Annotated in this window: 11 protein-coding genes; 3 read left to right on the top strand and 8 right to left on the bottom strand. The window is 34.9% G+C overall.

From position 1 onward, the window contains the following. Positions 1 to 31: 31 nt before the first annotated feature. From gpsB to G4D61_RS11390, 4 genes are all read right to left on the bottom strand, one after another. Positions 32 to 337, bottom strand: coding sequence for a cell division regulator GpsB (gene gpsB, locus G4D61_RS11375; RefSeq protein WP_025731180.1), 306 nt, complete (start codon positions 335 to 337; stop codon positions 32 to 34). Positions 338 to 423: 86 nt separating this feature from the next. Beyond that, the gene (locus G4D61_RS11380; RefSeq protein ID WP_025731179.1) at positions 424 to 975 is read right to left on the bottom strand and encodes an SLOG family protein; all 552 of its coding nucleotides are present in this window, start codon (positions 973 to 975) and stop codon (positions 424 to 426) included. A gap of 697 nt (positions 976 to 1,672) precedes the next feature. Beyond that, entirely contained in the window at positions 1,673 to 2,962 is a 1,290-nt protein-coding gene (locus tag G4D61_RS11385) for a ribonuclease H-like domain-containing protein (RefSeq protein ID WP_163173988.1), read from the bottom strand. Continuing rightward, the gene (locus tag G4D61_RS11390) at positions 2,949 to 5,243 is read right to left on the bottom strand and encodes a DEAD/DEAH box helicase (RefSeq protein ID WP_035354131.1); all 2,295 of its coding nucleotides are present in this window, start codon (positions 5,241 to 5,243) and stop codon (positions 2,949 to 2,951) included. The genes G4D61_RS11385 and G4D61_RS11390 overlap by 14 nt, the downstream gene beginning before the upstream one ends. Before the next feature lie 144 nt (positions 5,244 to 5,387). On the opposite strand from G4D61_RS11390, the gene G4D61_RS11395 reads away from it, so the two are divergent. Further along, complete coding sequence (locus G4D61_RS11395; protein ID WP_025731176.1) at positions 5,388 to 5,843, top strand: Hsp20/alpha crystallin family protein; 456 nt, start codon at positions 5,388 to 5,390, stop codon at positions 5,841 to 5,843. An 84-nt stretch (positions 5,844 to 5,927) separates the two neighbouring features. Here G4D61_RS11395 and G4D61_RS11400 read toward each other — a convergent pair whose 3' ends face one another. From G4D61_RS11400 to G4D61_RS11415, 4 genes are all read right to left on the bottom strand, one after another. Then, positions 5,928 to 6,422: a YppG family protein gene (locus G4D61_RS11400; protein ID WP_025731175.1), complete on the bottom strand. Its 495-nt coding sequence runs from the start codon at positions 6,420 to 6,422 to the stop codon at positions 5,928 to 5,930. A gap of 80 nt (positions 6,423 to 6,502) precedes the next feature. Then, positions 6,503 to 6,862, bottom strand: coding sequence for a YppE family protein (locus G4D61_RS11405; RefSeq protein ID WP_163173990.1), 360 nt, complete (start codon positions 6,860 to 6,862; stop codon positions 6,503 to 6,505). A gap of 47 nt (positions 6,863 to 6,909) precedes the next feature. Further along, positions 6,910 to 7,158: a hypothetical protein gene (locus G4D61_RS11410; protein WP_025731173.1), complete on the bottom strand. Its 249-nt coding sequence runs from the start codon at positions 7,156 to 7,158 to the stop codon at positions 6,910 to 6,912. A gap of 847 nt (positions 7,159 to 8,005) precedes the next feature. After that, positions 8,006 to 9,010 (bottom strand): DUF2515 domain-containing protein, encoded by a 1,005-nt coding sequence (locus G4D61_RS11415; protein WP_235929364.1) that lies wholly within the window; start codon positions 9,008 to 9,010, stop codon positions 8,006 to 8,008. Positions 9,011 to 9,112: 102 nt separating this feature from the next. Here G4D61_RS11415 and recU point away from each other — a divergent pair, with 102 nt between their 5' ends. Beyond that, the gene (recU, locus tag G4D61_RS11420) at positions 9,113 to 9,721 is read left to right on the top strand and encodes a Holliday junction resolvase RecU (RefSeq protein WP_163173992.1); all 609 of its coding nucleotides are present in this window, start codon (positions 9,113 to 9,115) and stop codon (positions 9,719 to 9,721) included. Positions 9,722 to 9,860: 139 nt separating this feature from the next. Then, positions 9,861 to 12,560, top strand: a complete 2,700-nt coding sequence (locus G4D61_RS11425) for a PBP1A family penicillin-binding protein (protein WP_163173994.1) — start codon at positions 9,861 to 9,863, stop codon at positions 12,558 to 12,560. Positions 12,561 to 12,704 lie beyond the last annotated feature (144 nt).

Genomic DNA, 12,704 nt, shown 5'->3' on the forward strand with positions numbered 1-12,704 from the left:
TCACCAATTTAAATCATTGAGGGCAGTAAAATTAATCGTTTAATTTACTACCAAACACATGCTTCTCTAAATTAGAGAGCCGTTTTAAGATATCGAAGTTCGTTGTACCAGTCATTTGTGTCTGAACAGGTTGACGTTTTCCAGCATCTTCTGCTTGTTTTCTAAGGCGCAAATTTTCTGCTTGTAGTTCCTCAATTGTTTGATGAAATGTTTCATAATCTTTAATAATCAAGTCTAAAAACTTATCTACTTCTTCTTGTTTATAACCTCTAACTGCCGTTTTAAACTCTTTTTCCAAAATATCCTTTGCCGTTAATTTAATGTGATCAGCTAACATTTTCGCACCACCTTAACATTCACCAACATAATATATTTATTTTTTCAAAAACCATTTTGTTTGTCAATTTTTATTTCAATTAATGTTTAAAAATTCATTTGTTCTTCTTCTATTATTACTTGTAAATCATAAAAGTCAATACATCTTATTTCATATCCATGCTGTTCTTGATACTTTTTTGCGGCCTCCAGCAGAAATCTCGGCGAACCTTCCTTCTCTTCATCATAAACAATAAGCAAACAATCACTTTTATGTAAAAAAATTCGATTTTTATTTCTAAATTGCAGCGGGCTTGTGTACGGTTGGTTAGATATAGATGCAACAAAGTCTGCTTGAGATACAATCATTTCATAATACTCTTTCTGCTCTTCCTTCCATTTCTCTTCTTGATTTAGAAACGGCGTTAAAATTGCTAGTTTAAGCTCAGGAAATTGTTCTTGCAATTCAAAAACTACTTCTGCCCCCCATAATTCTACACCTTGCTGAGCTGAAATTAACACCCAATCATATCCCTCATCAATTAAAACAAGCAACTGTTTTTTGATAGCAATTTTTACGTAGTCAATTGCAGGATGGGAAATTTGGAAAATACCTAATTCAAATGGCTTATAACCCGTGAGTGCAATAACTTTCCCCAAATCATTACCTCCATAATGTATGATGTTTCAAATAGATTTATGTATGACAATAGCAAGGATATCAATCCTTGCTATTGTTCATATTACAACACTCTGTATTAATAGATCATCTTACATGCATGATTAATTACAGAGTTTGTAATAAAGATTATAATGTTGTCGCTGGAATATTTAAGGATTTACATGAGCTGTTATATCAGAATGTGGCACAACAAAATCCCCATGTATCGTTCATAAAGCATTTTGTTAGATGAAATTGCGGCAAAACGTGTAGCTGGCAGTGATGTCAACACATCGAAATGACTCCTTTCACCATTCACGGTTGTCTGTAGTGAAAGCCGGATACATAACCTATGAAACTTTTAAACTAAAACATTAAGTTAAGACTATCGTGGAAACTGACAAATGAAAAAACAACAATCGCAATAAAAATGAAAAAGAATACAAACAAAGCTCGATACATAATTATTCAACCTCAACCCTATCGTTTTTATTGAAAAGCTATGATTATTTTACCGATTTCCGTTAAACAACACAATGTTAAAAATCGGAAATATACTTTAAAGATAGCGAGCCTTTCTTAAAAAACAATTAATCTCTCAAAAATGCAAAAAACGTCGATTCATCACTATTTTTTATGAAATTACAGTGAAATCGTCGTTTTATGCGCTTCCCCAGGAAATAGCATTATACGATATTATTTCCGACCTTGACTCTTTTCGTTTCCTCTTTTCGTTTCCTCTTTTCGTTTCAAACGTTGTAATCTTTTTTCGGCCTCTTTTAAATGTTTTTTCCACTTCTCTGAACCGAGGGAAATAAAATATTCAAACAATTGTATTGCCTTCTCGGTGCAATCTATTGCCGTAACATAGTCTTTATCTTGATGTTCAAGCACTTTTGCCAATTCAATGTAGGCCTCAGATTGAATATTTTTCTTAGCTCTTTTCACAACTTCTCCCCATAATTGTTTTGCTTGAGCATAATCTTTTTTTCTTTTGTACTGTTTTGCTAATTGATGTATTGCAGGGATATCATCCTCTTTAGCCGCTTCAATATATGATTGAAAAGCAACATCATGTTGTCCAATATATTCAAACCAATTTCCAACCAATCTTTTTTCTTTTGCTGATTGTAAAGGATCATGCTGCAGAATTTGAAAACTTAAATGTGTATACAATGTAATAAGCGATAAAATATCATTTTCATTATGCTTTAACATTTCAATAATCCCTTTTGGATCTTTTCTTTCGACAAAATCAAAGTATATCATCGGTGCTAAAAAACCTGGAACATCATCATGCCTTTCGAAACCTAAAATATCCTTTTCAACATTTGTTAATTTTACGGATTCAAGTTCATCCTTCCAAAGTCTGCGCGCTGCATGATACAAGTCAAAATGGCCGAAATCTGGCAGCTTTGGTACATGTTCACGCACAAGTGTATGGCGTGTTTTTACTTGTGGCCAGTCAAATGCTTTTCCGTTATAGGTTACTAACGTTGTATAATCTACGTTTTTTAAAAAGCTGTCATATAGTGGCACTTCTAGCCCTGGCTCCGGTAAAATATGTTGCTTCAATACAACTTCTGTATCCGTGAAAGAAGCATAGCCGAGCAAAAAAATGGTGTTACCAGTTCCTCCTCCTAAACCTGTCGTTTCAGTATCGAAGAAAAATAGGTCTGTTCCTTTAAAACCATACGCTGATAAAGGATGGTACACATTATGATGATTCCACAAATCTATGGCTGTAAGAAAATCTTTGAACTGATACCTGCCATGCTGTTTATCAAAGGGATAGTGCACTTCTCGAATGAAGCAGTATTCATCATCTAAAAAATACGGACTTGTGTCGGCTTCTTCCCATACTTCAAGGAATGGAATATGTTTACTATGTGCTTCTTCAGCCAAAACAGTAAGGGCTGGCTGGGATTGCTGATCTTTTATCAAATGACTTTTCATGCGATTCAACTTTGATTTAAGAGATGACATGGTTATCCACCTTTTCGCAAATTCCTTTTATTAAGGACTCTAACAAAAAGATAGAGGCCTGCTTTATTTTATCGGAAGATGTCTCAATTCCAATGCATGATGGGCAGCCAGCATCACATGTACAATATTCGATCATATGTTTCGTTGCATTTAAAATAGCGTATGCCTGCTCAAATATTTTTTCGCTCAGCCCAATACCCCCGGGATAACGATCATAAATGAAAATGGTTGGCTTTTCATTATGCAAAGCTTTCACTTGTGGCACAACTTGAATATCATGCGGATCACACATGACAAATAGCGGAATAATAGCTTGTAACGCATGGCTAACACCAATTAATCCTTCTTCAAGTTGCTCTTTCGAAATAACTTCATCAACAGAAAACCAAACAGAATTCGTATGCAATTCCATTTCGGGAAGATGAATCGGGCCAGAACCTATATTTTCATGAGTGTTAAATTTGATTTTTTTAAAAATCGTCGGCATTGCTTGCACCATGACATCACCATAGCCTATTTCCGCAAACTTCAATCCTTCATGTCTGTCAATTTCAAGTACACGCAGTTCAACAGCCAAATTAGCATCTGTATAATAGTCGACAGCTACTTCTCGGACAAACGCCTTCTTTTCTTCCCAGTCCAACGTTTCAACTTGAAATTGTGTCCCTTGGTGAAGATAGATGGCCTCTTCGTGCAGCAATGTCATGGCGCTAAATTGATCCATTTCACCAATTACTTTCACATTCGCTTGGTCACTAATATCAATTATGACAACATTTTCTTGCGAAGCAGAACGAAGACTAATGTTATGTGCAGGAAATGAATCGTTCATCCAATACCAAGCATCTCCGCGTGCATGTAAAATTCGTTCATCTGTTAAAAATTCTAAAACATCTTCAATATCTACATCACCAAATGTTTCACCTTTTTTAAAAGGAAGTTCATATGCTGCACATTTTACATGATCAACTAGGATTACTAAGTTGTCAGGATTAATTCTTGCTGTTTCAGGAGATTGCTGAAAGAAATATTCTGGGTGTTGGATGATATACTGATCAAGTGGTGATGAACTTGCCACCATAATGACTAATGACTCCCCTTGCCTTCTACCGGCACGCCCTGCTTGCTGCCATGCACTCGCAATTGTTCCAGGGTATCCCGTCATAATACAAACTTGTAATTGACCAATATCTACACCAAGCTCAAGTGCATTTGTACTAACAATTCCATATATATCACCGTTTCGAAGCCCTTGCTCAATTCGCCGTCTTTCTGTAGGCAAATAGCCTCCTCGGTATCCCATAATGGATTTTTGACCGAGTTCATGCTTAACAAGCTCTTGTAAGTATTTTAAAATAATTTCTACTCGAACACGGCTTCTTGCAAAAATAATCGTTTGAATTTTATTTTTTAACAATTCCGATGCTATATTTCTAACATCTAATGTAGCACTTCTACGTATATTTAACGGTTTATTAATAATGGGCGGATTATAAAATGCAAAATGCTTCGTACCACTCGGTGCCCCATTGTTATCGATCAGCTTCATGTTATTCCCCGTTAATTTTTCAGCTAATTCTTGCGGATTTTCAATTGTTGCTGAAGTACAAATAAAAATTGGATTACTTCCATAATATTTACATATCCTTTTTAGACGGCGAATCACATTTGCAACATGACTGCCAAACACACCACGATACGTATGCAACTCGTCAATCACAACATATTGAAGGTTTTCAAAAAAAGATACCCATTTCGTATGATGGGGAAGAATTGCAGAATGTAACATATCTGGATTTGTAATCACAATATGTCCTGCTTTCCTTACTCTTTGTCTTATATTACTCGGCGTATCTCCGTCATAAGTATAACTATTAACATTAATTCCGGCTTCTTCAATCACTTCATTAATTTCACTTTTTTGATCTTGCGCCAACGCCTTTGTAGGAAACATATATAACGCACGGGCATTCGGATTATTTAAAATCGATTGTAAAACAGGCAAATTATAACAAAGTGTTTTTCCGGAAGCTGTTGGAGTAACAGCAACAAAGCTCTCCCCTGACACCGCCGTTTCAAAAGCTTCCACTTGATGCGTATATAAACTTTCAATTCCTCGTTTATTTAATGCCTTTTTTATCTGCTCATGAATAAACGGCGGAAAAGGTCTAGTCTTTGCCGGTTTAGCATCAATTGTATGCCAATATACAATTTGTTCTTTAAAAGATGGATCCAATTGGAACGTTGTTAAGAAATCTATTAATGATTTTTTCTGTTTCAAACTTGCCACCTCACTAGTTCCTATTATAGAGAATAAACGTTCGCAATTGAAGTTTTTTGTAATGGATACATTCACTTTTTTAACACGATTTTCATATATTACGATATAAAATTAAGATTACATAAAAAAAGGAGGTGCTCATAATTGAATGGACTGACAAATGGATCGGGGCAGAATCCTTTCGAAGAATTTATGCGTTCAATGGATCATTTTTTCCAAGAAAAACCAGTAAAAGGCTTTTTGCAAAGTATTGATGAGCTTTTTGCCTCAGCCTTTCCGTTTGAATCGTTTCCTGTAGAGATTGATGAAACGGACGAACATTTTGTCGTTGCTGCTAAAATTCCCAATGTAAAAAAAGATCAAATTGAAATTGACATTTTTCAGCAATACATTACTATTACTGTAATGTATAAAGCGACGGAAAAGGAAGAAAATACTGAAAATCATTCAGTTTTTCAAAAGAATGGTTTTAAACGCTTATCAAGGACAATTTCCTTGCCTCAACCGTTTGATGAGCAAAAAGTACGGGCACATTATGATAAAGGTGTTCTTAAAATTACCGTACAAAAAGATAAAAAAAGAAAACTACAAATTGAATAAAAAAATCAGAAATGTTTTTCTGATTTTTTTTTATGGACTTATTCAATTCTTTATTTGTTTGTTCAATAAAAATGGCCTAGAAGCCTATTTAAAGAGACCTCCTAAGCCTTTAACCATTGATGATACCTGATTGACAGCATTCATCATTTGTCCTGCAGTATTCATCATTTTATTAAAATCAATTGACCCATCTTGAGACTTAAATGAATTTAAGAAACTTCCCGTATTATTTTGATATGGCTTTGGCGGCATTGCCTCTTTTGGATATGGATTCATATATCCTTGCCCAACTGCTTGCGGTGCTTTTGGCTGATTTTGATTCATTTGAAGAGGATTATCGAATATTGGTGGTTCATTTGATATACCATATGCAGTATTTTGTTGTTGTTGTGGAAAACCAGATACTCCAAATCCATTCATATGCATATAAGGATTTTGGTAAGGATGAGGGTAGTATTGGTTCCCATATCCATGCTGTTGTGCTGGAAATGGCTGATAATAGGGATAATATGATCCTATAGGACCTGATGGCATACGATACATATGATGAACAAAATTTGGCTCATATAGTCTTCTCATCACTTTCTCCTCCTGCAACCTCATACTAATAAAGTATGAAGCACATTAAAAATGGTGAAAAAAACCATGAACACGAATGTCTATCCTTCTAACTCATCTTTTAACCGATTTAACACATAATCAATTGATTGGATATGGCTTTTGAATCTTTTTAAACTTGTTTCTGGGTAAAAAGCTCGAACAGATACCATTTGTAAATTTTCAGCTGTATTTTTTAACTGGATTGCAAATAAATGTTTCGGCTGATTTGTTTCAACCCATAAAACGGCTAAAGGCAACCATTCATCTATTGCTGCTTTTAATTCATCACAATATGGTCGAACATCTTGAAAAAAGTCTTTTGCCATACCACTCTCTCTAACATTCATATATGTGTTAAGCAAGAATTGATTTTCTTGTATTAATTTGAGTGTTAGGATATATACTTTTTGGTTGTCCATCTTTTCTCCTCCTACGAGCTACATAACGATGATAGCTCTATTCTATTTTAGGAGGTCTTTTGTTGTAATTCAAGATAATCATTTGCTGCCTTTGAAATGACAGGCAGTTTACTAAAATCGTTGACACGATGCTCTAAATGTTCCATTTTTCTCAGAATATTTTTATACTGATGTACATGCATAGCAATGAGATTAACTCTCTCCTGCTTTAAATTTGCAATTACTGTATTTTCAAGTAAACCTACTTCCATTTCAAATGTATCTAATTTATCTAAAAATTCATCTTTTGTTAACATGTTTCCACACCCCTCTCATATTTACAAATAGTATTCTTTCTCTTTTAAAAAGTCCCTGCCTCCTTGACAAAACTAGAAATAATTCGTCAAAGAAAGTTTAAACCCCTAAATTTTTACGTTTCTTTTCGACAATATGAATGAATCAAACAAGATTGCAAACAATATGTTAAGAACGGCCATAGAAGGCACGTCACTATCATTTGGAGGTGTACGCTTTGAAGAATAACAACCAATCCCAAGAACAAAAACAATCGCAACGAAAAGAATCAAAAACAGGGACAGGTAACCCTAAGCTAAATGGTCCGAACCGTCCTTCCACCTGATTCATTTTTAGAAGTGTAAAAAGCGGAATACAACTCGTTGTAAGGCTATCGACAAACTTATTGTTTATTAGTTTGTCGATAGCCTTTTTTATAATAGTAAGTAGAAGAGATTTTATTTCCTTTCTACGCCCGTTTATCATTTTTTCGAACAAAGATGGACGATAAATATTTTTGCCGACATGATCTTAAGAAAATCGGCACAGAGCATTAAAAAGACTATGCTAGTTTTGAGTTTAGAATAAAAAGCAGGTCATGAGGTCGGGACAAAACGCAAAAGTGGTTAGTTAAAGATGAGCATTACCCAAATCAGCTCCGAAAATATACGTAGACTCCTGCTGGAGGCGCATCAGCCGCCCGCGAAAAGCGAAGAATATGGTGGAGCGCAATATTCAGGGTTTCTTTCGTTAATATACTTTTGGTTCAGCAAAAAAAGTTTAGGAATGATTAAGTGTAGCTCACTCTTTATGGTTTGCTGTCCGTGAGCACCTTTGTCATAAGCTATAATCAAGCCTCATCATCCTTTCTTATTTACACACATGTTTTAAAATATAAAGAACCTTCGCGAAATATTTCACTTTTTCTTGTTTTTGTAGGAACCATTTTGAAATATTAATATCATGCTTTATATGGGCAGGATCATACCACTTTTCTTTCATCTTATTTTGTTGAAACCAATCTTCACTATCATGCCAATGATGTGCAATCACGGGGTATGTCTTTCTCAATGCAGGCGTATCCGGCTTCCTAACGTTATCTATATATTTTTCATAGTCATACCTCGAACCGGTATGCTTCGTGTTAACTGCAAATTTGAGAAATTGAGGGTACAATTCGGGGTGGAATAAAATGAATGATAATCTTTTTCCTAATGCAATTCTTTCCGTTACCTTTTGAAATTTCACTACAGAATCCCCGTAAAGACGTCCAGTTAACGTAGGAAAAACGACTGCATTAATATGAAGAATATCTTGCATCCGAAATAAAGGTGTATGAAACACCTTTGATTTAAAATATGGGTGTTCGATTACTGGGCGCTGAATAACATTTTGTTCATTAATAATCAACGCAAGTAATAGACGATTTCTATCATTTGAATGATAATAATGCCACCATTCTTTCACCATAAATTTCGAAACATGAAAATAATCCAGTAAGTGAAATAGTGGTTTATTGTATTTGATTGAATAATGGTAAATCATTAATTGTGGATATGCGTCTTCAAAGATCGTCCAATTTGCTCTTTCATACGTTAAAAAAAGACGGGTTCTTACTGATTCAGGAAAAATTTTCGGAAAGTGCTCACCTTCGAGATCACACATATTCCATCCTGCATTACGGGAAACCATAGATGCTAGAAACGACCATTTTATATCGGAGTGAACGAGATAAAAATAAAAATAAGCATTTGTCCGGCTAATATTATCTTTATTATGTTTCTTTGTTTCATTTTTTATTTTTTCTATTATATATTCATTTGCCATATCATAAAAGCAATCCTTTAGGTGGTGAAAATTTCCTTTAATAACCATTTTTCCTCCTAATGAGATTTATTTAAGTGATCATTAAAATTTTCAATACATATTTATCAAAGATTCTGCTATGATATAATTTAGTTTGTGAGGTGAGTAAGCTTGAGTCTGCGCTATCCAAATGGAAAAATGTATACCCCTAACAATATGTTAGCAAAGGAAACGAACAAATCGAAAAATATCTCCTATAGTAAACGCGGAATGACATTAGAAGATGACATTAATGAAACGAATGAATATTACTTACGCGAAGGGATTGCTGTAATTCATAAAAAACCGACGCCTATCCAAATCGTCAATGTTGACTATCCTTCACGGAGTTCAGCCGTTATAAAAGAAGCGTATTTTAAACAGCCTTCGACAACTGACTATAATGGTGTATGTTGTGGCAAATACATCGATTTTGAGGCGAAAGAAACAAAAAGTCGGACTTCATTTCCCCTTCACAATTTCCACGAACATCAAATTACTCATATGAAAAAAGTCGTGGAACAAGCTGGAATTAGTTTCGTTATTCTTCGTTTTTCACTTGATGAAGAAATTTTTTTGATTGAGAGCCAACATTTATTTGGATATTGGGATAGAATGATAGCTGGTGGTAGAAAATCCATTAAGAAAGAGGAGATTGAAGCCGTTGGTCATCTCATTTCAATTGGGCTTAATCCCCGTATTGATTATATAAAGACATTAAAAAATATTTATCACTTTTAATGGATTAGATGAATTACTCAATATGGTGTATAATTTCCACATTAAGTAATCTTATACGAAAATAGTCGTTCCCTTTTTAGGAATAGACGAATCGTAATCTAAATCGATGTTCATGATTTAGAAGAAAGGAATGCTTTGTATGGCAGAAAAAGTTCAAAGTCGTGTTGACAGAAATAAACAAAAAAAAGCAAAGAAAAGACAAAAGAAACAAAAGAATAAATTTGCGACTTTTATTAAACGACTCATTCTTGTTTGTATCATTGTAGGATTAGTCGGAGTCATTGCAGGTATAAGTACATTTGCGTACTATGCCAGCAGCGCCCCAAAATTAACAAAAAAAGAATTGTCTGATCCTATACCATCTGTAATTAAAGACAAAAACAATAAAGTAATTGCAAGACTTGGAGCACAAAATAGAAAATATATAACCTATGATCAGCTCCCCCATCAAATGGAAAATGCGATTCTTTCAACTGAGGATGCCAGATTTTATAAGCATCATGGGATTGATCCTATCCGTATTGGCGGTGCTGTTGTTGCAAATATTAAGCATGGATTTGGTTCACAAGGTGCAAGTACATTAACTCAACAAGTTGTTACAATGGCACTCAACAATAAAGATGTGAAGACATTAAAACGTAAATCTCAAGAGGCATGGCTTGCTATTCAATTAGAAAGACATTATACGAAACATGAAATTCTTGAAATGTATGTAAATAAAGTATATTTATCTGACGGAGTTTTTGGCTTTGAAACAGCTGCTGAACATTATTTTGGTAAGAGTTTGAGCAAATTATCCTTACCGCAGATGGCACTGCTTGCTGGGATGCCACAAGGTCCGAATCTTTACAATCCATTTGAACATCCAGATTTAGCAAAAGAACGCCGTGATACTGTTCTATCACTCATGTATCAGCATCATAAAATAACGAAATCTCAAATGGATCAAGCGATGGATACACCGATTACAAAAGGGTTAGTCAGTGAAAAGAAACGTAATACACCGGCAAATAAATACCCTGCATTTGTTGATGAAGTAATCAATGAAATGCAGAAACTCGGTAATTATAATATTTACTCTGACGGCTTAACCATCTATACAACATTAGATGCAAGAGCACAAAAATATGCCGAAAAAATATTGAATACTAATTCGGTTGTTCAATACCCTGACGATAAATTCCAAGCAGGCTTTGCCTTAGTTGATACAAAAACAGGAGAAATTCGTGCATTAGGCGGCGGTCGCAATCGTAAAGTCGAAAGTGGCTTTAACTATGCAGTTGATACAAGACGTTCTCCTGGATCAACAATTAAACCAATATTGGATTACGGTCCTGCTATTCAAAATTTAAAATGGTCGACTGGCCATATCCTTGCCGATGAACCTACAACCTATCGTGATGGAACACCAATTAATGACTGGGATAATTCATATCAAGGTAATATAACGATGCGTAAAGCACTATATAACTCACGAAATATTCCTGCATTGAAAACATTCCGTGAAGTAGGCAGTGATGATGCTAATAAATTTGCCAAAAATCTTGGATTCAACTTTGGAGATAAAGGAAAAAATGAATCAGCATCAATCGGCGGTGGCTTAGGAGTTTCTCCTTTACAAATGGCCGGAGCATATGCAGCATTTGGAAATGATGGGGTTTATAATAAACCACATGCAATTAGAAAAATTGTATTGCGGGATGGCGTAACGGAAATAAAGCCAAATTACCAATCAAAAGTAGCAATGAGTGATTATACCGCATATATGATTACAGATATGTTAAAAGATGTACTTACTAAAGGAACAGGTACTGCTGCGAGTATTCCTGGTCTACCTGTTGCTGGTAAAACTGGAACAACGAACTTTAGCAGTGCAGATTTAGCTAAATATAATTTAATGAGCTCTGATGTTGAGGATTCCTGGTTTACGGGATATACAACAAAATATGCGCTATCTGTTTGGACGGGCTACAATAGTGAACAAGGGAAAAAGTACGGAATTACAGCAGCGAATCAAAAGATATCACAACAGATTTTCCGCAGCTTAATGAGCTATGTTTCAGAAGATGTAAGTACACCTGATTTCACAAAGCCAAAAAGCGTTATTCAAATTGGAAGTGAATTGTATGTACGCGGTAGCAGCGATGTAAATACTGCAAATAAACAAGCGGAAAAAGACGATAAGAAAGAAAAAGATAAAGAAAAAGATAAGGATAAAAATGATGTAACGGCTCCAACGAATATAAGTGCGTCTTACGATAAAAACAGCAATCAAATTAACGTAAGCTGGGGATATTCAGGATCTGGTGCAAGCTTTACATTGGATGGCTCCATTGATGGTTCTAAAGCATCATTTGGTTCAACATCGCAAACGAATTTTACAATTTCTAATCCAAAACCTGGTTCAACCTATGTAATTAGTGTTACTGCCAGCGCAGACGGAAAAACTAGTAAAGCAGCATCCGCATCTGTGACAGTTCCAAGTGCAGAAACAACAAATGATCAGACAAATAATAATCAACAAGATAACGCTAATAACAGTGATAAAAATAATGCTAATACAAACGATGACAATCAAACGAATGATCAAAATAGTAACCAATCTGATCAAAACAGCAAGACAGATAATAATAACGGAAACGATAGTAGTACGAACACTAATACGGATAAGTCTAATTCGAACGATACTAACAGTAATGACAATACTAGCAATCAGAACCAATCTGGTCAGAACAACAGCTCAGGTTCTAAAGCTACCCCAACAAGTGGGACGACTAATAAACAAAATACAGAAACAAATAATCAGCAACAAAATCAAAAAAACAGCTCTAGCAATTAAACGAAAAGCCTTTCTCCTTTCAGTTTAAGAAAAACCCCATTGAATCTGAACTGCCCCCTGTCAAGTAGACAGTGGAAATAATAAAAATGATTTAAGCGGCTTTAGCTCTATATTCCATCGGGCTAAGGCCGTTTAATCGTTTTT

Source organism: Heyndrickxia ginsengihumi, assembly GCF_011008565.1.
GTDB classification, from domain to species: domain Bacteria; phylum Bacillota; class Bacilli; order Bacillales; family Bacillaceae_C; genus Weizmannia; species Weizmannia ginsengihumi.

Excerpts from the sequence above, each read along its gene's own strand:
- G4D61_RS11400 (WP_025731175.1), bottom strand. The coding sequence starts at position 6,422 with ATGAGAAGACTATATGAGCCAAATTTTGTTCATCATATGTATCGTATG.
- G4D61_RS11385 (WP_163173988.1), bottom strand. The coding sequence starts at position 2,962 with ATGTCATCTCTTAAATCAAAGTTGAATCGCATGAAAAGTCATTTGATA.
- G4D61_RS11410 (WP_025731173.1), bottom strand. The coding sequence starts at position 7,158 with ATGTTAACAAAAGATGAATTTTTAGATAAATTAGATACATTTGAAATG.
- gpsB (WP_025731180.1), bottom strand. The coding sequence starts at position 337 with ATGTTAGCTGATCACATTAAATTAACGGCAAAGGATATTTTGGAAAAA.
- G4D61_RS11415 (WP_235929364.1), bottom strand. The coding sequence starts at position 9,010 with ATGGTTATTAAAGGAAATTTTCACCACCTAAAGGATTGCTTTTATGAT.
- G4D61_RS11405 (WP_163173990.1), bottom strand. The coding sequence starts at position 6,862 with ATGGACAACCAAAAAGTATATATCCTAACACTCAAATTAATACAAGAA.
- G4D61_RS11425 (WP_163173994.1), top strand. The coding sequence starts at position 9,861 with ATGGCAGAAAAAGTTCAAAGTCGTGTTGACAGAAATAAACAAAAAAAA.